Consider the following 25,870-nt stretch of genomic DNA (forward strand, 5'->3'; position numbering starts at 1 on the left):
CGGGTTAACGTGACAACACCGGCTGGACCGCTGCCCAAAGGGCACGGTCTCGCGGCAACCAGACTGCCCGCGCGCATATCGAAACACTCATGTCCGCGCTGCCCGCTCATTGCAAAATCATCACGGCGATCGACGGCCACCCCGCCACACTTTCATGGCTCGGATCGGTCGCCGGGCACCAGACCATCCCGATGGGCGTCGAGCACTTCGGCCAGACCGGCACCATCGGCGAGCTTTACCGCCATCACGGCATTGATGCCGTCGCCATCGTGGAAAAGGTGAATGGACTGACGGCGGGGAAACATGTGAGCCAGGGCGTTCTGGGGTCGCTGATCTACAACTGACAGCCGACGTCCTGGCCTGCTCGGAGGGTCCTAAGCATCTTTGGGTTACACCAGACCGGTGATTGGCACTGTAGACCGCGAACCACCGCAATCCTCTCTTCGGCTTACCTCGTGGTCCGGCTGAAGCGCGACTGGGCGGCCGCGACGGTCTCGATCGTATCGGCGGCCTGCTGGCCCAAGGCTCCGGCAACGTCATGTGTCAGCAGATTTGTCAGGATGCTGAGTGCCCCCTTGGAGCGGAAGACGAGGCCGGTGTTGGTCGTCGCCGACAGGACGTGCTGGCTGTATTTCAAGGCCCAATGGCAGGATTCATCACAGATCACGATCATGTCGATCCCGGCCTCAACTGACAGCCCGGCGAGGGTCTCTGCCTGTACACTGTAGGGGTAAGTATCAACGATCACCAGTGTTTTTTTCTCCGCCGGATCGGTGAAGAGCGCACCGTAGGCTTCGTCCTGCCCGTCGAGATAGGATACTCTCGGTCGCACGTTTTCGAGCATCGCCGCAAAGCCGATGGCGATGTGCCGGATGATCTGGAAGCTGGTCATATAGACCGCCTCGGAGGCGGCCAAAAGTTCGACGCACTGATGCCAGTTCGGATCGTTGCGCAACCCGTGCACTTGCTCAATGGCGGCGATCTCAAGCCGCAAGTTCTGGCTGGCCCATTCCTCCAACCGGCCGGACTGACCGTAGCGTTCGAGGCGCTGACCAAGGCTGCCCTCCTCCGACAGGGCAGTCACGAATATTCGGCTTTGCTCGAACGACTTGGCTTCGGAAAAATCTCGGAAGCCGATCTTGCGGACAAATCGGCTGACCGTCATCGCGCTGACGCCGACCTTGGCGGCAAGAGAGGCATTGGTTTCGACCATCAGACCTTCGGGGTTGGTTTTCAGATAGTTCGCCAGCGACCGCTCTGCCTTCGAGAGGCTGGGCAAATGCTCCTGAATTCGTTGCGTTAATGAGGCGCTCATCCGATTATCTTACTGCGGTGCTGATCTTCGGAGTTCCCGGTGGCCAAGGCCGTCCGAACCGTGACCCGCCGCAAACGCCTGTGCAATAACGGGGTATGTTATGTCTAACCATGTTATTCTTGTAACTAGAACTCTATGGCGTTACAAGCGTAACCACAGGTTCTGGGGAGGAGCGGCGATCTATGGCAAGTACACACATAACTCGCTCGGGAAAACCGAGGGCCCGCGCACTGGGCTTGAACTTCGAGGGAAAACCAGGTCCAAGCAACAACATCACGGATGTTGACGGCGTATCAGTTGGGTACTCCACGATCGTCGAGGGTGATGGTGCGCTGCGCGTTGGTGACGGTCCCGTTCGAACCGGAGTAACTGCGATTTTACCGAGACGCCCCAAAAACCTCTCTATCCCGGTTTTCGCCGGCTACCACAATTTCAACGGCAACGGCGAAATGTCTGGCGCGCACTACCTCGACGAAGTTGGCCAACTGACCTTTCCGGTCACCATCACGAACACACATTCCTGCGGCGTCACCCGCGACGCCACGCTGAAATGGGCGAGCCGTGCGCATCCGGGCTCTCTGACTGATGCCTTCGGTTTGCCCGTTTCGGCGGAAACCTATGACGGGTTTCTCAATGACATCAACGGGTTTCATGTCACCGAAGATCATGTGTTCGAAGCCATCGAAACGGCTTCTTCCGGGGCTATCGAAGAAGGCAGCGTCGGCGGTGGGACGGGCATGAAGTGTTTTGGATTCAAGGCTGGGTCCGGGAGCGCCTCGCGGGTGGTCCGCTATGGCGACGAAAGCTACATGGTTGGTGTTTTCGTCCAGGCGAATTTCGGCACGCGCGAGCATCTGACTATCTGCGGCATAAACATCGGTGCCGGGCTGCCGGAACCCGCGATCGTGACGCACACACCGCCGACAGATCTGAGTTCGATCATCGTGGTGATTGCCACTGACGCGCCGCTGATGCCGCATCAGCTGAAACGCCTGTCGCGTCGCGCGACCTTGGGGATGGGGCGGCTTGGTACAATCGGAAACCACTCTTCAGGCGATCTTTTTCTCGCCTTCTCCACCGCAAACGAAACAGCACTGGCGGCGAAGGAAGCCAGCGCGCAACGTGCGGCATTCATCCCGGACCCGCATCTCGACCAGCTTTTCGAAGCGGTGGTTCAAGGGGTTGAAGAGGCGATCATAAACAGCATGGTGGCCGCTGAAACAATGGTCGGACGCGACGGTAACACCGTCCCCGCCATCCCGCATAACGTCCTGCGGCAATTGGCCGATACCGCCGAACCGGCGCGGGCAGAGGAGTGATTTCGAGAGGAAGGCAGAGAAGATCGAGATGAGCGCCGAAACTATTGCTCCAACCCCGGTCGTGTACGGCTTGCAAAAGCGTTTCGGACAACTCGAGGTTTTGAAGGGCCTCTCGCTGACCGTCCGCGAAGGCGAGCTCTGCCCAAAACGGACATCACAAATGTTGTGCAACTGTCTCCAGGATTTCCCTGAACTGCGAGTCCTCTTCGCGCAAAGCCGACCAGAGTAGAATGATGCCGGCCGTTGCATTGGGCGTCGAAACAGGAATTGTCACCAATGGTTTCCCGTCATAGCTGATATTGCCTGGTGGGCGCGAGTAGCTGATACCGACGCCGCTTCCATGCGCGGCCAGGGAGCGCATCATCTCCAAAGACGTCGCCCGATGGGCTACCTGGGGCAACACGCGAAGCTCATTGAACAGGTTTCGCAAATACCCTTCCGACAAATCTTCGGCGAAGAGGATAATCGGATGATCGACCAACTGTGCTAGATCGACAGAGCGTTGTTTCGCCAAGGGGTGATCGCACGAGAGAAATGCGACCGGGGCAACCTCTCGTAGTTTCTTGCGCCTAAATCTCCCTTCAAATCCAATGTCATAGGTTATCGCCACGTCCACGCGCCCCTCAGCGACATCGGATGCAAGGCCAGAAAAACGTCCCTCAAGGCCTTGGAAGGTGATTGCAGGGAAGCGTGATTTCAGCTTTTCCATCACTGGCGCAAGATACCAAGGCGCGATGTCCTCGAAACAACCCAACACAAAGGGGCGCGTTGTGTCGCGCCCCAACTCGATATCGCTCGCCATGCCAAGAAGTGCATGCGCTTTTTCCACGAACCGGTGCCCGAACGGCGTCATCATGATGCCGGCACCTTTGCGCCGGTCGAAGATCTTTCGTCCGATCCGCTCTTCCACGCGGGTAATCGCAACCGATAATGAGGGTTGCGAGACATGCAAACGGGCAGCTGCGTCGGTCAGGCTGCATGTTTCGGCAACGGTCACGATGTATTCGTACTGGCGTAGGGTAATGTATAGCATGAAACTATACATACTATGACTAGACATTATTGGGAATTAATTATGAGGGGATTTACATTACACTGAGACAGAGGAGAAACGTGATGCACACACTTTTGACCCAAGACGACATTGACACCTTTCAGCGCGATGGAGTCGTCCTGATCAAAGGGCTTTTCAAGGACCATGTTGAGAAAATCCGCAAAGGAATCGAGCGCAACATGGCAGAGCCAGGCCCCTATGCTGCCGAAAATCTCAAGGAGGGCGAAGGTGGGCGCTTTTTTGACGATTACTGCAACTGGACCCGTATCCCCGAGTTCGAAGATGCCATTCGCAATTCGCCAGCAGCCGAGGTGGCGGCGGATCTGATGCAGTCAAATAAGGTGCAGGTGTTTCACGATCATGTGCTGGTGAAAGAGCCTGGAACATCAAAACCGACGCCATGGCATCAGGACGGCCCCTATTACTTCGTTGGCGGAAAGCAGAATGTCAGCTTCTGGTCGCCGATGGATGTGGTTAAAGGGGCAAGCCTTCGGTGCGTTGCCGGCAGCCACGCCTGGGAAAAACCCGTTCTACCGACCCGTTGGCTCGCCGAAACCAACTTCTATCCCGACGAGGACACCTATATGCCGGTACCCGATCCGGATGTCGAGGGCATGGATGTCAGGGAATGGGAGATGGAGCCCGGTGACGCCGTCGCTTTCAACTACGACACCCTGCATGGTGCGCGCGGAAATACGACAGATGTGCGCCGCCGCGCGTTCTCATTGAGACTGGTTGGTGATGACGCCCGCTTTGTGGAGCGTCCCGGCCCGACCTCGCCTCCCTTTCCTGGCCACAACATGCAACCCGGACAAATGTTGAGAGAGGACTGGTTCCCGATCATCTATCAACGCTGATCTGCGGGAACGCAGAGGATCATTCGACAACTACTGTTCGCGGCCTCCTGATGGCATCAGGAGACCGCGAAAGTTCCACAACAACCGCGAAGTACAGAATAGCGGTCACTGGTGCCACTGAGGTGAATTCTCGCTATGTCCCGGGCCGGCCATGACAATCGTCGATTTCGCTGCGGCTCGCATGAACGGCCGCGCAAGTAGCTGCGGTGCGGCGCAAATCTCCGCAGCGCGACAGCGCGGATATTGCTGCGTGTGCTCGCGACAAAAACTCAGCACTTCTGGTCGGGGCTCCTACGATCTTGACCGGATTGGGCAGTACGAAGACGATTTGGTTCAGATCGCTTCCGCGCTTCAAACAGAGCGGCCTGATGCGAGACTCTGGCTTGCCGGGCATTCAATGGGTGGTGGGATCGTCCTGCGTTTCGCACTCAAAACGGCACGACCGGATATCGCTGGCTACGTGCTGATCGCGCCAGTTTTCGCATCGGGTCCTTTGGTTCCGAAGCCCTCACTGGCGCCGTCTGCCATAAAGATCGACAGGTTGCGGATCATGAGTCTTTTCTTGCTCAACCTCCTCGGCATTCGTGCCTTCAATCATCTTCCGGTAACCTACCTAAATCAACCACCAGACTATCCGGCCTATTCATTCAGCGCCATGGCGTCGGGTTGGCCGACGCCGCCCAAATCGACCGAGGACGGGCTGCGTGCCATGAAATCTCCCTTCCTAATCCTCGCGGGGGCTGACGACATCCATGTCCGTGCGGAAGGTTATGCGGAACTGACCGGTAAATTTGCGAGCGGCGGCGTTCGGATCTTGCCCAAACATAGCCACGACAGCCTTCTGAACGATTGTGAAACGCACTCGGCCATAGCCGCATGGCTCGAAGACCAGCTTGCGGAGTAAGCGCGGATGGCAAAGCTTAGATACGTCGGCTCTTGGAGCTTGATCCCCGAACTGAGCTTCTATGAACAAGGTGCGCCGCCCGACGCCGCTGAATACATGATCGGTTTTGCGGGTGGAGCCGTGCATTTATCGATATCCTGGACGGGGATTGTTGCATTAATTCGAAACGGCTGAAACTGGATCAATTTAGGCATGACCTCCACACAATATTTGGTGAAAGTTTCCAGGAGGCTGTCGAAATGTTGATCTGAATAGAAGCAAAAATTACTTTGCGTTCAGTTAATGCGGCAGTCCCATCTGATCAAATCGGTCTAATCCTTGATCCGCCACATCCTGAATCGTCCTTGTTGCGTCACTTCTCGGATCAGGCCTCGCTCTTCCATCCATGCTAGGTTCCTTTGAACAGCCGCGCGACTTGCGCCTGTTAGGGCCTCCGCCATCGGGGCCGACACCAAAGGCCACTCTGTCAACACAGACCGAAGAGCGGCCGGAGTTCTGCCCGAAAGCTGAGACATGGCTCCTTCCGCCCGAACACTCCATGTGTGGGTACCATCTAGATGGCGCATCGCCGTTAGAATTGCGCTGTTCAAACCATCCAACCAGCGTGCCAAGCGTTCGGTTGGCGAACCCGAGACACGCAGCCCGCCTGCCCCGCCCATGGCGAGCGGTGCGAAGATGCCGCCGCTTCCGTCGCTGGCCGCGACCCTGGACGCGGTGACGGCGGCTTCCATCAGGTCGCCCTGCCCACCGAGGCCAGCCAGGCTCCAGAGATGAAAGCCCATGCAAGCCCGCGTGATTGGGTGGAGATCGGCCGCGGCAGCCATTACGTCCAACCATCCGCCCGCGCGATCCTCGAAGCGCTCAGCGCAGTTTTTAATATTCTCGGGATCGCGGCGATCCAGGAAGGCGGCCAAGTCTACTTTCGGTCCAGGACCGCCTGTCAGGCGCCGAACAGCCCATCCAATCCGAGTCAAGGCATTTTGGTCATCCTGTGCGCCCGAGAGCCGCATCGATATCCAGAGCGCCAGACGATCAGAACTCACCCTATCCCCTGCAAACCAGCTGAGTTCCGCTGCCTCGATAAGAGCGAGGCGGTGCCGCCAGCCTTCAGGACCGCGCAGCAGCCGGTCATCCAGAGCACCCAGGCGTCCAGCAACCCGTGCCAGTCGCGCAGCGTGAACGCCTTCTGCCTTTGCCCAATCTTCGATGACAGCAGTGTCGGGCGGTTCTGCCCGTGGCCCGGGAGGCAAATCATCCGGTTCTTCTTCGAGTGGTCCCGGCAGAAACCAGAGATCCCCTTCGTGAACCTCTCCATCCTCCTCGATGGTGATGAGGGGGTCATTGAAATCATCAGTCAAAGCGGATGCTTGGGTCTTCATATGTGCAAAATACTGTTCTTTTGCACATTACCCAAGTGATTTTGTGGCAGTTGCCCGCGCTCTTTATTTAGTATGCGCGCGCGACTGACGGTGAAACCTCTCAGATCGCGCTCTGTGCAAGGAAACCAAGGGTTTTTGGACGTGCGCGACGAGAGCGCACTTACTTGCATTCGTTTACAAACGGTCGATTGGTGACGTGATCCGCAATTGGAAAAAGCCAGAGAAAGGGAAGCCCGGGTGCCGGGCTTGATAGGATAGAGAGAGTCTCATCCGGGTCCGGCGTAACAAGGACCCTGACCATGGCCAAGACCTCAACCCGCCCGAAACCCGCCACCGTGAAGAAGACAGAAGCCGCCGCATCGGCAACGGCTGACGGAGCGACCGACATTCGTCTGATCCCGCTCGACCAGCTGGAGCCCAGCCCGCTCAACGTTCGCAAGGTGGCGCCGAGCGCCAGCGTCGAAGCCGAGCTTCTCGCAAGCATTCGCGAAACCGGCATCAAGCAGAACCTGGTGGTTCATGCGCTGTCTGAGACACGTTTTGCGGTTGATGCCGGCGGTCGCCGCCTCAAGGCGCTGAAGCAGCTCGCCGATGACGGCGTGATCCCAGTTGATCACCCCGTGCCCTGCCTCGTCGAGGACGAGCGCAACGCCATCCTCACATCTACCACGGAAAACCTCCAGCGCGCGGCGATGCACCCGGCCGACCAGTTCGAAGCTTTTGAGGCGATGATCGCCGAGGGGCGCAGCGAGGACGAGATCGCGCTGAAGTTCGGCGTCTCGGTCGACCTGGTGCGACGTCGTCTCAAACTCGCCCGTGTCGCGCCCGAGATCATCGAACAATTCCGTGCGGGCGATCTGACCCTCGAATGCGTGATGGCTTTCACGCTGACCGACGACCATGACCGCCAACTGGCAGTTTGGAACGCGGTGAAGGGCGGCTATCACATCCACCCACAGAGCATCAAACGCCAGCTGACTGAGACCGCGCATTCGGCGAACTCGGCCCTCGGGCGCTTTGTCGGCATCGAGGCGTATGAGGCGGCAGGCGGCGTTCTGCTGCGCGATCTCTTCGACGATCGTGCCAGCGCCCATATGGAAAACCCCGAGCTCCTGGAGCGCCTCGCCATCGAGAGGCTGCAGGCTGCGGCCAAGACTTTTGAGGGGATGTGGAAATGGGTCGAGGTTCACCTCTCGGTCGACTACGGCGCGTTTCGCAGTTTCGGGCGGGTCTATCCGCAGGATGTCGATCCCGATCCGGACTTGCTCGCCGAGGAGGAACGTCTCATCGCCCGCGAAGAGGAATTGGCGGCGCAGAACGACGGCGAGGATTGGTCTGAGGCGGAGACGGAGGAATACTACGCAATCGAGCCGCGTTTGCGCGAGATCGAAGCCCTGCAGCGCGAACGGCAACCGTACGCGGACGAAGATCGTGCCATCGCGGGCGTGGTTCTGACCATCGGTCATGACGGGGCGCTACGTGTCGAGAAAGGCCTCGTGCGACCAGAAGATATCCCCGCTGCGACCGAGCCGGGCGAGGATAGTGCTGAAGCGGGTGATGCCCCATCCCCTGCCCGCCCGCACGTGACGCCGCCAACCTCCTCGACGCCGGTGCCAACCTCCGATCCGGCGGCGACCTTGCGCAAGGCGGATGGGATTTCGGCGAGCCTCGCCGACGATCTGCGCGCGACGCGTCAGCACATCCTGCGGGCGCATCTGGCGGCGGATTTCGAGGTGGCGTTCGATGCGATGCTCTACGCGCTCTGCGAACAGGCTTTGGGGCGGTCCTACAACAACGAAGCGCTCGACATCTCGATCCGGCCTTTCCAGGCGCAAGACCGCGAGGTGCTGCATGCGGATACTGTCGCCCAGAAAATGCTCGAGGCACTGGAACAGGACCTCGCCACCGACTGGATGAAGCTCGAGAAACCAGAGGACTTCCGGGTGATGTCGGCGCTGCCTCTTGCCGATAAGCAGGCGCTTTTCGCCTGGGCGACGGGTCTGGCGGTAAAGCCGCAGCTCTCCTCCGACAATCGCCCCTCCCCAATCATCGAGGAGATTGGCGCGCGGCTTGATGTCGATGTGGCGGCCTGCTGGCGCCCGACCGCGCAAAACTACTGGGGTCGAGTCAACAAGGGCCATGCAGTCGCGACTGCGCTCAAGCTGATCAGCGAGGACTACGCCGAAGATCGCAATCGCGAGCGCAAGGGCGATATCGCGGCCGCGATGGAGCGGGCTTTCGCGGAAACCGCCGGCGAGACGGAAGGGTTCGGCGCGGCGACGGTTGCGAAGACGACGCGCTGGCTGCCCGACGGGATGGCGTTTGCCGGTGCGATGGACGCTGACGCCGACATGGGTGACGATGTGCCCGAGGCCGAAGAAGGCGACCAGCCCGCCTCAGATACTCAGATCGATGCCGAGAACGACGAACCGTCGTCCTTGCCAGCCTTCCTCAGTGGGGATGCTGCCTGACGAAGCGACCACCGACCTGAACCTGACATGATCTCTGGGCCGTCCTCACATCGAGGGCGGCCCTTTCCGGCTGGCGGGTTGACCACAGCCGATAACGGATCAGCTGGCCCGTCCCGGAGAATTCCTATGACCACCACACTCGACCTCGACCCCGTTCAGGAAGCCGCACTTATCGCTGCGCAGAATGACGCCTTTCGCCGTACCATCCTTGGCAATGCCCCAGTTGCCGATGCCCCGCAGGGCCAGTTCGTAATGACACGCGGCGTCGCGGCGCTTGGGCTCGATGTGCAGCTGGAACTCACCCGCCGCGTCGCCGCTTTCGACACCTTCATTGCCGACAGCGACCCCCATGGCTGGCACGAGATGGGTGTCATTGAGCTTGAGGACACGACGGTCTGGTTCAAACTCGACCTGTACGATGTCGACTACCAATACGGCTCCCCCGAGCCCTCTGACCTTGCGCAAACGCGTCGGGTCCTGACCCTGCTGCTGCCGTCGGAATACTGACGCCCCCCATCCCTAGTCACCGCCCCGGACCGCCCTTGCACAAAGGGCGGTCCTTTCAGGCTGGCGGGTTCCAAAGGGCGCGATACCCGCGTCCGGCCCGCCACAGGAGACCAGAGATGGCCAAGACACTCGACTACCAGATTACCCTCTATCCCGCGCATCGCGATGGCGCCTTCGTTGTCACTCAGTTCCAGATGATGGCGAGCTACCCCGAAAAGCGCATCCAGGCCGCGGGAATGGATGACCTGATCGACAAGGTGACGCAGTTCGCAATGGAGCACGGCGAGAGCTGCAGCGCTTCGGTGCGTTGTCTCGCCCCGCGCAAACCGCCGGGGTTCAAGCGCGCGACCGAGAACCTCTATTTCAACCTGGTAGATCGGACGGCTGAAGACCGCGGCGACGCTGCGGCCTGAAGCCCCGCAGGAAACTTCCTGGGCGACCCCGCGTAATGGTCGCCCTCCCATTTCCTCAATTCCAAAGGATCAAAGACATGACACAAGAGACTGATTTCTACGCGCAGATACTCGAATCCCAGAGGCGTGCTGCCGAACAGCGGGTAGAAACCCGCGCGACGCTTCTTTCCGAACTGCGCACCCTCGGCGTAACGAACATCGAGGTGCAATACGAAGGCTACGGCGATTCCGGCAATGTCGAGGATGTCGTGGTGACCCCTGACACGATCATCCTGACGGAAGACCTGCGGCGCCGGGCCGAAGATTTCGGCTGGGACTTCGCCTATGCCCTGTGCCCCGGGTTCGAGAACAACGAGGGCGGCTATGGTGAACTGACTTGGTCGCTTGAGACTGACAAGATCGATGTCAGTCATTCGAACCGTTACATCGAGACCAACACCACTGAACACGAGGGGCTCTGACATGGCACACCCCCTCCATCACGCTGAAAGCTCAGCCCGAAAGTTTGGCGGTGTGCCAAACGATTACCAGCATGTGCATGACTGGTTTGACTCATCCAAAGAGCACCTAGGTCTCTTTGTTCACAGAGCCCAAAAACATCATACCGTTGGGATCTATGATGCTGAACGCCACTTCGGTCGCAGCCTGACCAACAGCGCGGGCCGGGTTGTTCCCATCCGCTGGATCGGCGAGCAGCATGTGCGCGAAGACTGCCAAGGACGCATCCCGTCGCTGGCGGACTGGCTCGGGCGCATCCAGCCAGAGCCGTGGATGGCCAATGGCCGGATCGACAACGACCCGACACAGATTGTTGGCGATCCGCGCGCAGTTTGGGTCGCGGCGGTGGTCAATCACCAGACCATTCTCGGCTTCGAGGACTGGCTGCTGAAGGTTTCGGTTGAGCACATCCAAGATCGTCAGAACCGCGCTGCTGCCTGATCCACCGGACGGCAAACTCGCCGACCACCTGACCACGTCCAAATCGACCCGCCTGCGGCCTCAACCGGCTCGGCGGGTCGATTGCGTTTCAAGAAAGGATATCGAAATGCAAGACCCTGTCTACGAGGAGGCCTACCAAGGCCATACCATCAAGATCTACCATGACCCGGATACTGAGAGCCCGAGGGAGTGGTCCAACCTCGGGAAACTGATCTGCTGGCACCGGCGCTATCGGCTGGGCGACAGCCATCCCTTCGACAGCCCAGATGCGCTCCTGCGCGATCTCTCGGGCGTCACAGACCAGAGCGACCTCTCGATTGAGCAGCTGCGCGAGCGCGCCGAGCGCAAGGCGATCTTATTGCCCGTGTTTCTCTACGATCATTCCGGTCTCGCGATGAACACGATCGGGTTTCACTGCCCGTGGGATTCCAGCCAAGTCGGCTATGTCTACGTGACGCTCGACGCGGTCCGGGAAGAGTTCGGCGTGAAACGCGTCACCAAGGCGATGCGCGAAAAGGCCAAAAACATTCTGCGCGCTGAGATCGTCACCTTCGATGCCTACCTCGGCGGCCAGGTTTATGGCTATGTCGTCGAGCGTGACGGCGAGGAGGTCGATGCCTGCTGGGGGTTCTTCGGGCACTATGAGTTGGACTGCCTGTCCGAGGCACGAGCATTTGTAGATCACCTGACTTTGCGAGAGCTGCACAGACCTGCCGGCGCCGAACAGGGCGCAAGCCCACCCCCGAGTTGAAATGCCCGACATACTCATATATCTTATTCATGCGTATTCTGGAGATGAGCATGGCAAGCACAAGCGTCACACTTGGCCCCCATTGGGACGAATTCATCGCCCTGATGCTTAAAGAGGGGCGTTACGGGTCAACCAGCGAGTTGATCCGCGCCTCTCTGCGCCTGATGGAGGAGCAGGAAGGTCAGCGGGCGCGGCTTCGCGTTGCGCTGATGGAGGGCAAACAATCCGGTGACGCCGGTCCGCTTGACATGGATGAGATCAAGCGCGAGGCGCGGAGCCGCTCTGGCGCTTCTGATGCGTGAAATCCATCACTCCCAGGCGGCAAAATCCGATCTCGTCGACATCTGGGTCGAGACAGATCGACAGTGGGGCGCGGCGCAGGCGGACCGCTATCTCGACGACATCGATCGTGCCCTGAAGGGGCTCATCGCCAACCCGCAAATGGGATCGGACTGCTCCGACCTCCAGCAGGGTGCGCGTAAACTGATCACGGGTCGGCACCTCGTGTTCTACGAGGTGGACCCGGACAGGATATTCGTGATCCGGGTCCTGCATCAGTCCATGGACGTGCCGAGGCATCTGCGGTCGTCCTGATAACGGGCAAATTTGCACCGGGGCTTTGCCATGAAAGAGCGAGAGACAGGGCGGGAGGGGTGACCCCTCCCGGGTGAGAGAGTGCGCGCGGGGCTTGGGGCCAACCCTCAACCCCGGAGATTGCCGATGAACGCTCACCCCCATTCCGTCCCGCTTGCGCCCGAGGCCGAGACCCCTGCCCGCTCGGAAGCCTCGCGCTTCGCCCAAAACCTTTTGCTGGCTGCGAAAACCCTCGTCCCCCAGTTCGAGGCGGGCAAGCCCATCGACGCCGCTGCCCTGCGCGCCGCGATGGAAGAAGCTTCCGGTGCCAGCGACACCAGTGGTGCCTGGGTCTGGAAGGACGTCTATGAGGCCGCAGAGGTCGCCCAGATCCTGATGCTCTCGCGCTACGGTGCGCTGATACAGCGGCAGGCGGCTACGCCGCACGCCTTTCTTTCCATGATCGAACGCCTCGCCGGTTTGGCGCCCTCTCACACGCGGCGCTCGGAAGACAGCATCCGTCTGCAACAGTTTTCGACCCCTCTGCCGCTCGCAGCCATCGTCGCGCAGGCGGCGGGGTTTCGGGCCGACGAACTCGTGCTCGAGCCCTCGGCCGGCACCGGCATGCTGGCGATCTTCGCCCGGATCGCAGGCGCTCGCCTGGCGCTGAACGAGCTCGCTGAGACCCGCCGCGCGTTGCTGGAGCAGCTTTTCTCCAACGCTGCAGTCTCGGAACACGATGCCGCCTCGATCGACGACCGTTTGGATCGGTCGATCACGCCCTCGGTCATCGTGATGAACCCACCGTTCTCGGCCGCTAGCCACGTCGAAGGCCGGTTCCGGCAGGCCACCAGCCAACATGTTCTGTCTTCCCTTGCTCGCCTCGCGCCCGGTGGGCGTCTCGTTGTCATCACCGGCGAGAGTTTCCGTCCCTCCACCAAGAGTTTCCAGCCTACGTTTCAGCGGATCAGGCAAAGCGCTGACGTGGTGTTTTCCGCAGCCATCGACGGCAAGGTCTTCGCGCGGCATGGCACCACGATCGACACGAGGCTGACGGTGATCGACAAGCGCGTGGCTGGTGCTGAAGAGACCGCACCGGCTGATATTGACGCCGCCTATCATCCGATCTGCGCGACCACGAGTGATCTTCTCTCCGTAGTACTCACCCATTGTCCCGCGCGCCGCAACCCCCTGCCCTGCCCCACTGGCGCGGCTCTTTCGGTGCCACCTCGCCCGACCCGCACCAACCTCCACGCCCTGCGCAACGCAGCACGCAAAGAAACCCGCGCCCTCGCCGAGGAACGCGCGAAGCACCCGTTCGACGACATCGACACGGCCCCGCTCGACTACCTGCCGAAAGCCTGGAGCGAACCCGAGGGCGCGCTGCAGGATACGGTCTACGAAGCCTATGACCTGCAATCGATCCGGATCGACGGCGCGGCCGCTCATCCGACCGCACTCGTGCAATCCGCGGCCATGGCCTCTGTCCCGCCGCCTGTCCCGACCTACCGCCCAATGCTGCCGAAGACCCTCGTCGCGGACGGTCTCCTCTCCGCGCCGCAGCTTGAAAGCGTCATCTATGCGGGCAATGCCCACGAGACGCATCTCAAGGGCTGGTTCAAGCGCGGCGAGATCGAAGGTCAGCTGATGGCAGCGTCTGAGGATGACGAAGGTGCCTTTCGCCTGCGCAAGGGCTGGTTCCTCGGCGATGGCACGGGCTGCGGCAAGGGCCGGCAGGTCGCGGGCATCATCCTCGACAATTGGCTGCAAGGACGACGCCGCGCGGTCTGGGTCTCGAAGAGCGACAAGCTCATCGAGGATGCGCGCCGCGACTGGATGGCGCTTGGGGGGCGTGAAAGCGATATCGTGCCGCTCTCGAAATTCCGCCAGGGGAGCGATATCCGTCTCCCAGAGGGCATCCTCTTCGTCACCTATGCCACCCTGCGTTCTGCTGAACGCGACGGGAAAGCCTCCCGCCTCGATCAGGTGACGTCCTGGCTTGGCGAGGGGTTCAACGGGGTCATCGCTTTCGACGAAAGCCACGCCATGGCGAATGCCGCCGGCGAAAAGTCCGACCGCGGCGACAAGAAGGCATCCCAACAAGGCCTTGCTGGCCTCGCGCTGCAAAATGCCGTTCCCGATGCCCGGGTGCTCTACGTCTCAGCGACCGGCGCGACGGTGGTCGGCAATCTCGCCTATGCCTCCCGTCTCGGGCTCTGGGGCACGGGTGATTTCCCTTTCGTGACGCGGGCCGAGTTCGTTGCCGCGATGGAGGCCGGGGGCATTGCTGCCATGGAGATGATCTCGCGCGATCTGAAGGCGCTCGGGCTCTATCTTGCGCGGTCCCTCTCCTATGCCGGGGTCGAATACGAAATGCTGGTGCATGAGCTGACGCCCGCACAGATCGCGATCTATGACAGCTATGCCGATGCCTACCAGATCATCCACACCAACTTGGAGGCCGCCCTTCAGGCCTCGGGTATTTCCTCCGAGACCGGTACGCTGAACCCCCAGGCGAAATCCGCTGCGCGCTCGGCCTTCGAGAGCAACAAGCAGCGTTTCTTCAATCATCTCATCACCGCCATGAAATGCCCTTCGCTCATCCATGCGATCGAAGCGGACCTGGCCGCGGGGCATTCGGCCGTGATTCAGGTGGTCTCGACCAGCGAGGCGGTGATGGAACGGCGCCTCGAAGAGATCCCGCCCTCGGAGTGGGACGACCTGCAGGTCGATTTTACGCCGCGCGAGAACATCATGGACTACCTCATGCACAGCTTCCCGACGCAGCTCTTCGAGCCCTACTCCGACGAGAACGGCGACCTACGCTCGCGTCCCGCCCTCGATGGTGATGGCAATCCGATTATCTGCCGTGAGGCGGAGCGGCGGCGGGATGAGCTTGTCGAGCATCTCGGTGCCCTTGCCCCGGTGCAGGGCGCGCTCGATCAGATCCTGTGGCATTTCGGGGGCGATGCGGTGGCCGAGGTCACGGGGCGCAAGCGGCGCATCGCGAGGACGCGTGAAGGGCGGCTCAAGGTCGAGAACCGAGCCGCCTCCTCCAACCTCGGCGAAACCCAGGCCTTCATGGATGACGCCAAGCGCATCCTGATCTTTTCTGACGCCGGTGGCACGGGGCGCAGCTACCACGCCGATCTTGGTGCAAAGAACCAGCGCCTCCGGGTGCATTACTTGCTTGAGCCTGGCTGGAAAGCCGACAATGCGATTCAGGGGCTGGGGCGTACCAACCGCACGAACCAAGCGCAGCCGCCGCTCTTTCGCCCCGTTGCCACAGACGTGAAGGGTGAGAAGCGGTTCCTCTCCACCATCGCCCGCCGCCTCGATACGCTCGGGGCCATCACCAAGGGGCAACGCGAGACGGGTGGGCAGAACATGTTCCGCGCCGAGGACAACCTCGAGAGCCCTTATGCACGAGCGGCGTTGCGGCAGTTCTTCTACAAGCTGCGCGCGGGCAAGATCGACGCCTGCTCCTACTCCAGGTTCCAGGAGATGACCGGGCTGACGCTCGATGAGGCGGATGGCACGATGAAGGAAACCCTGCCGCCGATCCAGCAGTTCCTGAACCGCTGCCTCGCGCTCCGCATCGACATGCAGGACGCGATCTTCGAGGCCTTCGGCGGGTTTCTTTCGGCGATAATTGAGGACGCGCGTCAGGCAGGCACCCTCGATGTCGGGCTAGAGACCCTGCGCGCCGAGAAGTTTGAGATCGTTGATCGCAAGGTCATCTTCGAGCATGAGGCGACGGGCGCGACGGCAACTGCGCTGACCGTGGAGCGTATCGATCGCAACGATCCGCTCACTCTGCCCCGCGTCAAAGCCATCTGCGCCGACACAAGAGGCGCGACGCTGTGCTGGAACAAGACCTCCAAACGCGCGGCCCTGATGGTGAAAGCGCCGGCCTTCATGGACGAGGATGGCGTGCCGATCTTGCGGGTGAAGCTCCTGCGGCCCATGGCGACCGAAATCCTCGCGCTGACCGAGTTCTCGAAGTCGCACTGGGAAGAGATCGATGATGCGATGTTCGAGCAGCTCTGGCAGGCCGAGGTCGACGCGGTGCCGGAGTTCACTACATCGAAGATCACGCTGATCTGCGGCCTCCTCCTGCCGATCTGGGACCGGCTGCCCGCCGACAACATGCGGATCTATCGTCTGCAGACCGAGGACGGGGAGCGCGCCATCGGCCGCTTGGTCAGCCAGGAACAGCTTCTCAATGTCTATGCGCGCCTTGGTCTCGACTGCCAGATTGAGATGACGCCGCAGGAGGTGTTCGGCGCGGTCATGGACGCGAAGACGACCCTCAGCCTGCTTGGGGGCTACCAGTTGCGTCGCTCTCTGGTCATGGGACAGCCGAGGCTCGAGCTGATCGGAGCGTCGGGCGCGGCACTGCCCGCATTGAAGGCCTTGGGCTGTTTCACCGAGGTGATCCAGTGGAAGACGCGGGTGTTCATCCCGGTGGATTGCACCGAGGTGCTGGCGCGGGTCCTTGCCGCGCATCCGGTTGGCGCAAGCGCAGCGGATGCAGCCGCATGAGCGCGCGGCGCAGCATCGCAGACCTCTCGGCTGATCTTGCAGACCGCGCCGAGAGTTTCTGCCGCCAGTATTTCCCCGAGGGGTCCAAGCAGGGCAACTATTGGCAGGTTGGCGACACTTCGGGCGCAAAGGGTCAGAGCCTCGCCATCCGGCTGCAAGCTCAGGGTGGGCGCAAAGCCGGATCTTGGACCGATTTCGCGACCGGTGAGTATGGCGATCTGATTGACCTGATGCATGAACGGCTTGGTTCGGTCACGCTCAAGGAAACGCTGAGGGAGGCCCGGTCCTTTCTCGGCGAGGCCCCCTGCCCTTCCTTACCTTGTGACACCCAAAGGGCTGAGTGCCCCGATGCTGCCTCTAGCAAACGCATTGCGCGGGCGCGGAAGCTCTTTGCCGCTGGCAAGCCGGTTCTCGGCACCTTGGCTGCCACCTATCTGCAGGGGCGCGGGATCACACGGCTGGGTCCGGCGCTGCGTTATCACCCGCGGGTTTTCCTGCGGCAGGGCGAGGACGACGCCGATCCGCCGCAAAGGGCCCCTGCCCTGCTCGCGAAGATCACCGACAATCGGGGCCAGATCACCGGCTGCGCACGCTTCTATCTCGACCCGTCCACCGGCGGTTTGGCCGAGATCGAGAGCCCGAAGCGGATCCTCGGACAGCTGCACGGCCATGCCATCCGCTTCTGGTCCGGCAAGGCGCGCAGCGATCTCATCGTCGGTGAAGGTCTCGAGAACACCCTCTCGGTCGGCACGGCTCTCTCCGAGTTTGACCTCGCCTCCTGTCTCACTGCCACCCATCTCGGCCTCTTCATCCCGCCGCCGGGGATCAAGCGTATCTGGATCGCGCGGGACAATGACGAAGCGGGACGAACCGCATCACTGAGACTGCGTAACCAACTGGAATCGCTTGGTATTGCCTGTGGTGGTCTCGTGCCAAACATGGGCGATTTCAACGACGATCTGCGGGCATTTGGCAAAGATGCGCTGCGCCGGTCGTTGCTTGAGGCCATGAAAGTACAAGGTCTGGAGATCGAGGACGGGTGAGCGCCAGCCCCATAAGTGACGTCCGACAGGGCAAAGGTTCCGCGGGTTCGATCTGAACCCGTTTGGAAAAGAGGAGCGATGGACCGGCGGGTCGGAGCAGAGTGCTCCTCGCCCGGACAGCAATGCGCCCCGCACCAGAAAATTCCCCTGAGCCTTCGGCTCATTCCTCGCGGGAGCAATTTTCCGGCCCTGGGCGCATTCTCCGCTGCGCTCCGATCCTGACGGATGCGGCCCGGTCGCCGCCGGTCCTGTTATCGCCCCATCCAAATCGGGTCAGATCAATCAGAGGAACCAGACAATGCCCCATCAGACAGACATCCCCGAGGAAACCGGCGTAACCTCCGCCATCCTCGACCACCTCGCACTTCATGGCGCAACACCAGGACCCGGCGAGACCGATCATCGCCCCCTGCCCCAGCCTGACGAGGTCGAGCTCGCCATGGCGACACTTTTCGACACCACTATCGGCCTCCTCACCGGCAGCCAGTTGGAAGACAATCTCGAAGAGATGCTCTGGTCCCTCACCTCGATCTTCCATCGCCGGCTTGCCCATATCCAGAAGCTTCTCGACGATAACGAATTCGAGGTCCGGGAAAGTTTGGCCATCCAGGACGGTTCCGAGGTCGCTTCGGTTGAACTGGAACGCCTCCAGTTGATCGGGCTTAAGCTCTGGGACCATCGCGACGCCTTCGAACAGATGCGCGATCTGGCCGTGGACCACTTCTCGGCCGCCACCGGGTCTCCTTGGCTGCCCCGCACCGGTTCCAAGGTCTCGCATCGCGGCCTGACTTCCGCCGTGGTGGACAGCCGGGCCTATCTCTCGGCCAAGCGCCGCAAAGAGACCGAGGTGCACTGCCCCGAAGGCACGCGGATCGCTTTCTCGGGCGGGGATTATCACGCCTACGATCTGATCTGGTCCGTCCTCGATGCCACCCATACGAAATATCCCGACATGGTGCTGCTGCACGGCGGTACGCCCAAAGGTGCCGAGATGATCGCGGCCCGCTGGGCAGATACCCGTGGCGTTACCCAAGTGGTCTTCAAGCCCGACTGGAAGAGCCACGGCAAGGCCGCCCCCTTCAAGCGCAACGACAAGATGCTCGAAACCATGCCACAGGGTCTGATTGCCACGCCCGGTTCGGGCATCACCGAGAACATCGTCGACAAGGCCCGCAAGCTCGGAATCCGCATCAAGAGGATCGGGGCTTAGGCCCCGGTTCACGCCCCGCGCAAGAGGTCCTGTACGACGGAAGGCTTCTTGGCGATCAATGCCAGCAGAACCTGTGCTGGGCCTGTCGGGTGCCGGCGCCCGTGTTCCCAGTTCAGGAGCGTACCTTTCGCGACGCCAATGCTCTTGGCGAACTCGGCCTGGGACAGGCCCGTCCGTTGCCGGACTTCGGCGACATCGACCTCCGCCACGGACACTTCATGCACTTTGGCGTCGGCCAAATCGCCATTCGCGAAGGCCAGAGCCTCTTCGAGGCCCTTGGATACAGATTTGAATGCACTCATTTTGCGTCGATGCTCCTTGGCCACGGCTGTTTTGCTGGGGCAGTAAGATACTTCGGCTTGAGCAACTAGCTATGGCCGTAGGTAAGATTAACCTTGCAAATCTTCCGTATCGTGGAGTAATTGCAAGGTATGTACAAACGCAAGACCCAACAATTCGTTCAGTCTTCCTTGGAGAGCCAAGCGGCTGTGGTCCTTCTCGGCCCCCGACAGGTCGGAAAGACAACACTTGCACTCGACATCGCATCAGAGCGCCCATCTGTCTATCTCGACCTTGAGCGTGAGGCGGACAGGCAAATCCTGACTGAACCAGATCTCTATCTGGACGAACAGGCGGGCAAACTCGTCATCCTCGACGAGGTGCAGCAGATGCCTGACCTCTTCAGAACCTTGCGCGGCCAGATCGATCAGCGTCGGCGGGCCGGGTTTCGGACGGGACAGTTCCTGCTATTGGGATCGGCTTCCAATATCCTCTTGCACCAAACGGCGGAATCCCTCGCCGGTCGTGTTCGATATGTTGAAATGCCCCCCTTGCAGCCTGACGAGGTGGGGGCCGATCAGTTGAACTTGCTCTGGCTGCGCGGCGGCTTTCCCGACAGCTTTCAGGCCGCGAGCGATCGGGCAAGTATGGACTGGCGTCTGGATTTCCTGCGCACCTATCTGGAGCGAGACATCCCTGCCCTCGGACCTCGGATTCCGGCAGCGACCTTGCGGCGGTTCTGGACGATGCTTGCGCATGTCCAGGGCGGCCTTCTGAACGCCGCGGCCCTTGCCGAGGGATTGGGCGTGTCCGGCCAGACCGTTGGGCGCTACCTCGATCTGCTCGTCGATCTCATGCTGGTGAGACGCCTGCAGCCCTGGCACGAGAATGTCGGCAAGCGTCTGGTGAAATCGCCAAAGGTCTATGTGAGAGACAGCGGCATCGTGCATGCGCTGTTGGGCATCGGCACGACAGAAGGCTTGCTCGGGCACCCGGTCGTCGGTGGCAGTTGGGAGGGGTTCTGTATCGAGGCGCTTCTTGCTGCCGCCCCTTTAGGCACCGAACCTTTCTTCTATCGCACTTCGGCCGGTGCTGAACTCGACTTGGTTTTGCGTTTGCCAAGCGGCGACATCTGGGCTGTTGAGATCAAACGGACGACTGCACCAAAGGTTTCGAGAGGATTTCACACAGGGGCCGAGGACATTGGAGCCAACCGAAAGCTCCTGGTCTATGCCGGTGAGCATGAGGTCCCCGTCGCGAAGGACATTCGAGCGTTACCACTGGCACATGCAATCGAGTTGTTGAGCGCGCTATGACCTCGTTTTTATCTCTGGCTCAGGACACTTCCATTGGTCTGAGGATAACAGCGACACGCGAAGAATCTCAGAGCCAGGTCTGGCCATTAGTCGGGCACCAGAGCGGATGAGTGTCTGGCAACTCGATGGTATCTGGACGCCTGCATCTCCGAATGCGAACGCAAACGCCCCTGTGATGCCACGGAAGGATGGGCGAATGCTCTGCCGTTGCCATCGATTTGTGATCTGACGGCTTTGGTCTTCGAAGAGTCTTGAAGTTTGGATGGACGAGAAGACAATCCCTACTCCTTGCGGCATCTCTCTCGTCTGTTCCCCTACTTTCCTTCATGGCCACCGCACTTCTCCCTTTGTCTGAGTTGCATGACATGCTGGTCGCAGCTGTCGTCCCGTCCACAAAGGTTGTCGCCGATCTTTTTCCCCTGACCCTGCGGGTCATTCCGCGCGGACCAAAAAGACCGGCGCCTGCCCCTCTCCGCTGCGCTCCGCCTTCGGTGTGGCCGGGCCTTGGCCAGCTGCAAGGTGACCATCATTGCAACGCAAACAAGGAGAAGAGCAATGACCACGAACTGCATCAAATTCACCAGCGCCGACATCGAAACCGCCAAGGGCGTCGGCTCCATCTCGACCCTGACCTTCGACCTCGACATCACGGTCGAACCCGTCGCGAGCTCGAACCCGATGGCCCCCACGCACCGCGTCCTCGGCCGCTCCCCGCGCGGCAAGTTGGTCGAGTGCGGCGGCATCTGGAAGAAGCAGAACAAGGAGACCGGCGCTGACTACTACACGCTGACCATCCGCGACCACGGCTTCAACGCCAACCTCGGCAAGGCCGCGAACCAGGACGATCTGTCCCTGCAGGCCGTCATCCCCTGGGGTCCCAAAGACGCCGCGTGACGGCTAAGGCCGGTCGGTTCTCCACCGACCGGCCCATCAAGACTCCAATCTTGAACGCGTTCAAGATTGGAGTTTTAGGGGTGGTGGAGCTTCTAAATAAGCGCCTGAAACTCATAGGCGCGTGGTATCTTTATTTTTCCTCCAAAACCGTGCTACCATAGAAGCAGAATCGAGTCGAACTCGGACCCAACCGAAGTCAGGGCTTAGGAATGAGCGGTAGTCTAGAACAGTTTTTGACGGACCTGTCACGTGGGCTTGAGCGCACGATGGTGGCAGTGAACAAGGAACTCACCTTGCGTCAGCGCATCAAGCGCACGTGGTCAATGCGCCAGTGCGCAAGGTTTATGAACGTCAGTATTCAGTATCTAACCAAGTTCGCCAATTCGAGCGACGACTTTCCCGCGGGCGAATATGTTGGAAGAGAGCGTGTTTTCACGCTTTCCGAATTGATGCACATGCGGGCCCTTCTGGCGGCCTCGGCAAAGCGGCCCTACGACTACCTAGCCTGGCGCAAACCCGACGCCCCCTTACCCGTCATCTCGTTTGCCAGCCAGAAAGGGGGCACGGCTAAGAGCCTGAGCGCCGCGCATTTTGCGCAGTATCTCAGCTTGCATTACGGCATGCGCGTTGGTGTCATGGATGCAGACCCGCAAAGCACGATAACGCTCTACTTTGTCGGGGGTGAAGGTCTTCCCCAGATGCCCGACGAAAACACCGCCTCCATGGTGGACTTTGCCGGCCTCTTCCAGTCGGAAGATGCGCCATACACTGATCACGATGCGCAGACGCTCGACAGCTTCTTTCTAAAGACCTCCTGGCCGGGGCTGCGTCTGCTGCCGGCACATGGCGAAACGTCTGAGGGAGAGATCCAGATTGCGCGCCTTGTGCGAGAGGCCCCCGCCGGAAAGAGCTTCTATCGCTACCTGCGCGATGCCCTTGATCGCTGGAAAGCGGGCCACCCGCCAAAAACGCTGCCCAACGAATTGGTAGTCGAGGGCAAGGTCGATCAGCAGCGACTGAACGCTGCGCTGACCGAGACCCTCGATGTCATCATCATCGACTATCAGCCTGCGTTGACACTTTTCCAGCTGAATAACGTGATTGCGTCGACTTCGCTGGTCATCCCGCAAACCATGAAGGGGTTTGACATCGCAACGCTGTCGACCTTTGTGACCGGCCTGCTGGGGATGCTTCAGCATATTCTGGCCCATGAACGGATCGAAATAGGAACTGGTGCCAACATGCTGTTGCCGACGATCGTCCAACGATCCAATGCGCAGGATCTAAACCACATCGGAAACCTGCTGGAACACTGCCCCACGGAAATTCTGCCGGTGTTTTATCTGCGTTCCGACGCAATCTCGAATGCGTCGGACGTCTATCAATCCGTATACGAATATGAGCCGGACACGCCGGGAAAACGCAAGGGGATCAACCGGTTCATCACGAATGCCGATGCGGTTAACGACGCCATAGTATCGCGACTCTGGCCGGGCTTCGAACGCGGTTATGCCAATACATGGATGGACGAGTTCTATGAAGATGACGGCGAGGGTGAAGCATGAAACGCAGTATTCCAAGGTCGCTGGTCAGCAAGGCTACTAGTCCCGACACATCCAAGGAGCGCACGCCCGGTCCCGAAGGCCGGGCAGAAACGGGCGACGCTGTTTCTACTCCTTTCAAGGGGGCCGGCAGTGCTTGGAAATCAGGGGCGCTTGCGCAATCGCAAGCCGCTGTGGAGCGAAGCAGAGCTGAGCTTTGTTCGGATATCTTAAACGGCCGCCACGAAATAAGCCTGTCGCCAGACCAGATATCAGATCCGATGGGGACAGACCGCCGTCAAGACTGGATGTCCCAGGAAGCATTCAGGTCTCTGGTAAACAGCATTGCCTCGAACGGGCAGGACACACCCATTCTGGTGTGGCCCGAGGATCCGGATTGGGAGCCGGATCCGTTGGAGCCGTCGAACGTCACTGGTGTTCCATTTGTCATGCTTACAGGACGCCGCCGACTGGCGGCCGCGTCGGAGTTGGGTTTACCTCTTCGTGCAATCCTCGCTTCGCCGGAAGCGCGAAACGCCGAGAACAGCAAGTTTGAGATGTTGTTTCTGCGGTTCCGCGAGAATGAGGAACGCGAGAATCTTAGCCCATTTGAGCGTTTGGTTTCGATTGGTGAAATGTATGAAACGTTGGCTTCTGGGGCAGACAAGCTGACAGCTGTGGCCTTCGCAAAGAAAATTGGCGTGCATGAGAGCCTAGTCTCACGAGCGAGGTCTGTTTTCGCTGCGCAGGATCAGATCTTGAACGCGTTCAAGAATGTCTACGACATGAGCTTTCGTGATTTGCAGGGAGCCTTAGCGAGCTTGGAGAGGGTGAACAAACCCAAGCTCAAACCGAAGGCAAAGCCCAGAAAGCTCACGGTCAAACGCAAGGTGGGCAACCGAAATCTTTCGGCGACTTCAGTCGATGGAAACCTATCCATCAAGGTTGCAGGTGTGCCGATAGACCAAGAGCGTCTCGAGAAGCTCGGAGATTTAGTCGCCGACTACTTGAGCGCCGAAGGTTCGGGGAAGGAAACCGACTGACGACAATGTCAGCGACATATCCTCCAGAACGACGAGGCAAGGAGCAAAAAGGAACGACAATCGAAATAAAGGCAAAAGAAAAGCCCCCAAGCGGTGTGGCCTGAGAGCTGATCTTAATGGTTTGGTCACCTTCAAGATAAGTCTCGCAGGATTCACTGTCAACGACGAACGCTCCTGAGCGAACGGCTTTCTTTTGCCTCCACATAAACGGAGGTGAGATACAGGCATGAAACATACAGGTTGGCGCAAGCCGACACCGGGTCTTGGGGTTGCTGAGCAACTTGCCCAAGCCGGTGAACGGGTAGCAGTACCCAAAACACGGGCATTCGTGGCACTTAAGCGCGTGGGGGCACATATCGGCTTGAAGGCCGGAGACATGTTGCTCCTCGACACGCTCGGGGCCTTTACCCAGGCCCAGGACTGGGAGGAGGGGCAGCGTCCGATCGTCTGGGCGTCGAACGCCTATCTGATGGAGCAAACGGGTTTTTCGCTGTCTGCCCTCAAGCGCCACGCGCGGCGCCTTGCTGAGATCGGCGTGATCTCCTTCCAGGATAGCCCCAATGGCAAGCGGTGGGGCCGCAGAGACGTCGATGGCCGCATCGTCGAGGCCTATGGCTTCGATCTGTCGCCGCTCTCAGCCCGTGTCGAGGAGTTCGAGGAGCTTCATGCTGAGTTGCAGGCTGAACGCGAGCTCTGCCTACGCCTGAAGCGCCAGATCACTGTGGCGCGCCGGATGATCCGAGCCCGGATCGAGGCAGCTCTCAGCAGCGCTCTGCGTGGGCCCTGGAGGCAATTCACGGGGCTTTTTGAGGAGCTTCTGGAACGACTTCCGCGCCGTCATGAAGCTTCAGAGCAGTTGGAGCGGCTATTGGCATGGTTCAAGGAACTCCAAGAACGGGTCGAGGCGGCTTATCTTAAGGCGACTGTTGCGACAAAACCTGTGGAAAACACCGATGATAAACACGCCCAAGTCACGAAGAAGACTCAAGAAATGAACCCCAGGGAGGTCATTTCTGAACCTCATATACTAATTACAAACCAACTTAATCCTGTAACTAGTAATTCCTCTGAAAAAGAGGAAGCGGCGGGTGTGGTGCCTAATGCCCAACCCGAAGAGCGGGTTGATAGGGAGCTGGAAGACTGGGTTGCCGAGGTACGCAAGAAGCGGACAGCGCTCGATCTGCCGACAATCATGCAGGCCTGTCCGGAATTCGCATCCTGGGCGCGGAATTTGGGTGGATTCCTGAAAGATTGGGGCGATCTGCACCGGGTTGCCGGTCAACTCAGGCCGATGATCGGGATCTCTGAGCATGCCTGGAACGTGGCGCAGGACCGAATGGGCACCCAGGTGGCCACGGCCGCGTTTGCCCTCGTCTTCGAGAAGCACAGTGCGGGCGAGGTTGCCTCGCCGGGCGGCTATCTGCGGGGCATGGTCGAGAAGGCCGGGGCAGGGGAGCTGCATCTCGAGCGCAGCTTCTATGGTAGGCTCAGTGGGCAGGCGGCGTGATAGGGCAGGG

General features: G+C 60.2%; 24 protein-coding genes and 1 pseudogene. 21 read left to right on the forward strand and 4 right to left on the reverse strand.

What is annotated here, in order from left to right; genetic code table 11:
• Positions 1-8 precede the first annotated feature (8 nt).
• Positions 9-344 (forward strand): annotated as a pseudogene (locus OO25_RS16430) (transketolase); the annotation flags it as partial.
• A gap of 104 nt (positions 345-448) precedes the next feature.
• On the opposite strand, the gene OO25_RS16435 reads toward OO25_RS16430, so the two are convergent.
• A complete protein-coding gene (locus OO25_RS16435; RefSeq protein ID WP_082035343.1) occupies positions 449-1,315 on the reverse strand; it encodes a MurR/RpiR family transcriptional regulator in 867 nt (288 codons plus the stop codon).
• A 182-nt stretch (positions 1,316-1,497) separates the two neighbouring features.
• Between OO25_RS16435 and OO25_RS16440 the strand changes: the two genes are divergently transcribed.
• Positions 1,498-2,634: a P1 family peptidase gene (locus tag OO25_RS16440; protein WP_040181251.1), complete on the forward strand. Its 1,137-nt coding sequence runs from the start codon at positions 1,498-1,500 to the stop codon at positions 2,632-2,634.
• Between the two features lie 154 nt (positions 2,635-2,788).
• On the opposite strand, the gene OO25_RS16445 is transcribed toward OO25_RS16440, so the two are convergent.
• Positions 2,789-3,667, reverse strand: coding sequence for a LysR family transcriptional regulator (locus OO25_RS16445; RefSeq protein WP_040181364.1), 879 nt, complete (start codon positions 3,665-3,667; stop codon positions 2,789-2,791).
• A gap of 80 nt (positions 3,668-3,747) precedes the next feature.
• On the opposite strand from OO25_RS16445, the gene OO25_RS16450 reads away from it, so the two are divergent.
• The 3 genes from OO25_RS16450 to OO25_RS22835 all read left to right on the forward strand — a co-directional run bounded on the left by OO25_RS16450 (position 3,748) and on the right by OO25_RS22835 (position 5,623).
• Positions 3,748-4,545, forward strand: a complete 798-nt coding sequence (locus OO25_RS16450; protein ID WP_071233286.1) for a phytanoyl-CoA dioxygenase family protein — start codon at positions 3,748-3,750, stop codon at positions 4,543-4,545.
• Between the two features lie 151 nt (positions 4,546-4,696).
• Positions 4,697-5,449, forward strand: coding sequence for an alpha/beta hydrolase (locus tag OO25_RS16455; protein WP_040181255.1), 753 nt, complete (start codon positions 4,697-4,699; stop codon positions 5,447-5,449).
• 6 nt (positions 5,450-5,455) lie between these two features.
• Positions 5,456-5,623, forward strand: coding sequence for an amidohydrolase (locus tag OO25_RS22835; RefSeq protein ID WP_139044791.1), 168 nt, complete (start codon positions 5,456-5,458; stop codon positions 5,621-5,623).
• Positions 5,624-5,760: 137 nt separating this feature from the next.
• Here OO25_RS22835 and OO25_RS16460 read toward each other — a convergent pair whose 3' ends face one another.
• Complete coding sequence (locus tag OO25_RS16460) at positions 5,761-6,828, reverse strand: hypothetical protein (protein WP_040181256.1); 1,068 nt, start codon at positions 6,826-6,828, stop codon at positions 5,761-5,763.
• Between the two features lie 299 nt (positions 6,829-7,127).
• Here OO25_RS16460 and OO25_RS16465 point away from each other — a divergent pair, with 299 nt between their 5' ends.
• The 11 genes from OO25_RS16465 to OO25_RS16515 all read left to right on the forward strand — a co-directional run bounded on the left by OO25_RS16465 (position 7,128) and on the right by OO25_RS16515 (position 19,280).
• Positions 7,128-9,299 (forward strand): ParB/RepB/Spo0J family partition protein, encoded by a 2,172-nt coding sequence (locus tag OO25_RS16465; protein ID WP_008335691.1) that lies wholly within the window; start codon positions 7,128-7,130, stop codon positions 9,297-9,299.
• Between the two features lie 126 nt (positions 9,300-9,425).
• Positions 9,426-9,806 carry a DUF3768 domain-containing protein gene (locus tag OO25_RS16470; RefSeq protein ID WP_008335689.1) on the forward strand — a complete coding sequence of 127 codons (381 nt, stop codon included), beginning with the start codon at positions 9,426-9,428 and terminating at the stop codon, positions 9,804-9,806.
• A gap of 116 nt (positions 9,807-9,922) precedes the next feature.
• The gene (locus tag OO25_RS16475; RefSeq protein WP_008335680.1) at positions 9,923-10,219 is read left to right on the forward strand and encodes a hypothetical protein; all 297 of its coding nucleotides are present in this window, start codon (positions 9,923-9,925) and stop codon (positions 10,217-10,219) included.
• Positions 10,220-10,296: 77 nt separating this feature from the next.
• A complete protein-coding gene (locus tag OO25_RS16480) occupies positions 10,297-10,680 on the forward strand; it encodes a DUF6878 family protein (RefSeq protein ID WP_008335679.1) in 384 nt (127 codons plus the stop codon).
• 1 nt (position 10,681) lies between these two features.
• Entirely contained in the window at positions 10,682-11,158 is a 477-nt protein-coding gene (locus OO25_RS16485; RefSeq protein ID WP_008335678.1) for a hypothetical protein, read from the forward strand.
• Between the two features lie 106 nt (positions 11,159-11,264).
• Entirely contained in the window at positions 11,265-11,909 is a 645-nt protein-coding gene (locus OO25_RS16490; protein WP_008335676.1) for a hypothetical protein, read from the forward strand.
• Positions 11,910-11,959: 50 nt separating this feature from the next.
• Entirely contained in the window at positions 11,960-12,211 is a 252-nt protein-coding gene (locus OO25_RS16495; protein ID WP_037207773.1) for a type II toxin-antitoxin system ParD family antitoxin, read from the forward strand.
• A complete protein-coding gene (locus OO25_RS16500; RefSeq protein ID WP_008335672.1) occupies positions 12,204-12,503 on the forward strand; it encodes a type II toxin-antitoxin system RelE/ParE family toxin in 300 nt (99 codons plus the stop codon). The genes OO25_RS16495 and OO25_RS16500 overlap by 8 nt, the downstream gene beginning before the upstream one ends.
• Positions 12,504-12,629: 126 nt before the next feature.
• Positions 12,630-17,027 (forward strand): strawberry notch-like NTP hydrolase domain-containing protein, encoded by a 4,398-nt coding sequence (locus tag OO25_RS16505; RefSeq protein ID WP_040181261.1) that lies wholly within the window; start codon positions 12,630-12,632, stop codon positions 17,025-17,027.
• On the forward strand, positions 17,024-18,070 hold the full coding sequence (locus OO25_RS16510; RefSeq protein WP_008335668.1) for a toprim domain-containing protein: 1,047 nt from the start codon (positions 17,024-17,026) through the stop codon (positions 18,068-18,070). The genes OO25_RS16505 and OO25_RS16510 overlap by 4 nt, the downstream gene beginning before the upstream one ends.
• Before the next feature lie 298 nt (positions 18,071-18,368).
• Positions 18,369-19,280: a DUF2493 domain-containing protein gene (locus tag OO25_RS16515; protein ID WP_008335666.1), complete on the forward strand. Its 912-nt coding sequence runs from the start codon at positions 18,369-18,371 to the stop codon at positions 19,278-19,280.
• A gap of 8 nt (positions 19,281-19,288) precedes the next feature.
• Here OO25_RS16515 and OO25_RS16520 read toward each other — a convergent pair whose 3' ends face one another.
• Positions 19,289-19,582 (reverse strand): DNA-binding transcriptional regulator, encoded by a 294-nt coding sequence (locus OO25_RS16520; protein ID WP_008335665.1) that lies wholly within the window; start codon positions 19,580-19,582, stop codon positions 19,289-19,291.
• Between the two features lie 129 nt (positions 19,583-19,711).
• Between OO25_RS16520 and OO25_RS16525 the strand changes: the two genes are divergently transcribed.
• From OO25_RS16525 to repC, 5 genes are all read left to right on the forward strand, one after another.
• Positions 19,712-20,875, forward strand: a complete 1,164-nt coding sequence (locus OO25_RS16525; RefSeq protein ID WP_008335662.1) for an ATP-binding protein — start codon at positions 19,712-19,714, stop codon at positions 20,873-20,875.
• Positions 20,876-21,430: 555 nt separating this feature from the next.
• Entirely contained in the window at positions 21,431-21,769 is a 339-nt protein-coding gene (locus OO25_RS16530; protein WP_008335659.1) for a DUF736 family protein, read from the forward strand.
• 209 nt (positions 21,770-21,978) lie between these two features.
• Positions 21,979-23,334, forward strand: coding sequence for a ParA family protein (locus tag OO25_RS16535; RefSeq protein ID WP_009804235.1), 1,356 nt, complete (start codon positions 21,979-21,981; stop codon positions 23,332-23,334).
• Positions 23,331-24,353, forward strand: a complete 1,023-nt coding sequence (locus OO25_RS16540; protein ID WP_037207731.1) for a ParB N-terminal domain-containing protein — start codon at positions 23,331-23,333, stop codon at positions 24,351-24,353. Before OO25_RS16535 ends, OO25_RS16540 begins: the two co-directional genes overlap by 4 nt.
• 226 nt (positions 24,354-24,579) lie before the next feature.
• Positions 24,580-25,860, forward strand: a complete 1,281-nt coding sequence (gene repC, locus OO25_RS16545) for a plasmid replication protein RepC (RefSeq protein WP_081940158.1) — start codon at positions 24,580-24,582, stop codon at positions 25,858-25,860.
• The last annotated feature ends 10 nt before the right edge of the window (positions 25,861-25,870 follow it).

The organism is Phaeobacter sp. S60 (assembly GCF_000826845.1).
GTDB classification, from domain to species: Bacteria; Pseudomonadota; Alphaproteobacteria; order Rhodobacterales; family Rhodobacteraceae; genus Phaeobacter; species Phaeobacter piscinae.

Coding starts and splice junctions, on each gene's coding strand:
- OO25_RS16435 (WP_082035343.1), bottom strand. CDS start 1,315: ATGAGCGCCTCATTAACGCAACGAATTCAGGAGCATTTGCCCAGCCTC.
- OO25_RS16440 (WP_040181251.1), top strand. CDS start 1,498: ATGGCAAGTACACACATAACTCGCTCGGGAAAACCGAGGGCCCGCGCA.
- OO25_RS16445 (WP_040181364.1), bottom strand. CDS start 3,667: ATGCTATACATTACCCTACGCCAGTACGAATACATCGTGACCGTTGCC.
- OO25_RS16455 (WP_040181255.1), top strand. CDS start 4,697: ATGACAATCGTCGATTTCGCTGCGGCTCGCATGAACGGCCGCGCAAGT.
- OO25_RS22835 (WP_139044791.1), top strand. CDS start 5,456: ATGGCAAAGCTTAGATACGTCGGCTCTTGGAGCTTGATCCCCGAACTG.
- OO25_RS16460 (WP_040181256.1), bottom strand. CDS start 6,828: ATGAAGACCCAAGCATCCGCTTTGACTGATGATTTCAATGACCCCCTC.
- OO25_RS16465 (WP_008335691.1), top strand. CDS start 7,128: ATGGCCAAGACCTCAACCCGCCCGAAACCCGCCACCGTGAAGAAGACA.
- OO25_RS16470 (WP_008335689.1), top strand. CDS start 9,426: ATGACCACCACACTCGACCTCGACCCCGTTCAGGAAGCCGCACTTATC.
- OO25_RS16475 (WP_008335680.1), top strand. CDS start 9,923: ATGGCCAAGACACTCGACTACCAGATTACCCTCTATCCCGCGCATCGC.
- OO25_RS16480 (WP_008335679.1), top strand. CDS start 10,297: ATGACACAAGAGACTGATTTCTACGCGCAGATACTCGAATCCCAGAGG.
- OO25_RS16485 (WP_008335678.1), top strand. CDS start 10,682: ATGGCACACCCCCTCCATCACGCTGAAAGCTCAGCCCGAAAGTTTGGC.
- OO25_RS16490 (WP_008335676.1), top strand. CDS start 11,265: ATGCAAGACCCTGTCTACGAGGAGGCCTACCAAGGCCATACCATCAAG.
- OO25_RS16495 (WP_037207773.1), top strand. CDS start 11,960: ATGGCAAGCACAAGCGTCACACTTGGCCCCCATTGGGACGAATTCATC.
- OO25_RS16500 (WP_008335672.1), top strand. CDS start 12,204: ATGCGTGAAATCCATCACTCCCAGGCGGCAAAATCCGATCTCGTCGAC.
- OO25_RS16505 (WP_040181261.1), top strand. CDS start 12,630: ATGAACGCTCACCCCCATTCCGTCCCGCTTGCGCCCGAGGCCGAGACC.
- OO25_RS16510 (WP_008335668.1), top strand. CDS start 17,024: ATGAGCGCGCGGCGCAGCATCGCAGACCTCTCGGCTGATCTTGCAGAC.
- OO25_RS16515 (WP_008335666.1), top strand. CDS start 18,369: ATGCCCCATCAGACAGACATCCCCGAGGAAACCGGCGTAACCTCCGCC.
- OO25_RS16520 (WP_008335665.1), bottom strand. CDS start 19,582: ATGAGTGCATTCAAATCTGTATCCAAGGGCCTCGAAGAGGCTCTGGCC.
- OO25_RS16525 (WP_008335662.1), top strand. CDS start 19,712: ATGTACAAACGCAAGACCCAACAATTCGTTCAGTCTTCCTTGGAGAGC.
- OO25_RS16530 (WP_008335659.1), top strand. CDS start 21,431: ATGACCACGAACTGCATCAAATTCACCAGCGCCGACATCGAAACCGCC.
- OO25_RS16535 (WP_009804235.1), top strand. CDS start 21,979: ATGAGCGGTAGTCTAGAACAGTTTTTGACGGACCTGTCACGTGGGCTT.
- OO25_RS16540 (WP_037207731.1), top strand. CDS start 23,331: ATGAAACGCAGTATTCCAAGGTCGCTGGTCAGCAAGGCTACTAGTCCC.
- repC (WP_081940158.1), top strand. CDS start 24,580: ATGAAACATACAGGTTGGCGCAAGCCGACACCGGGTCTTGGGGTTGCT.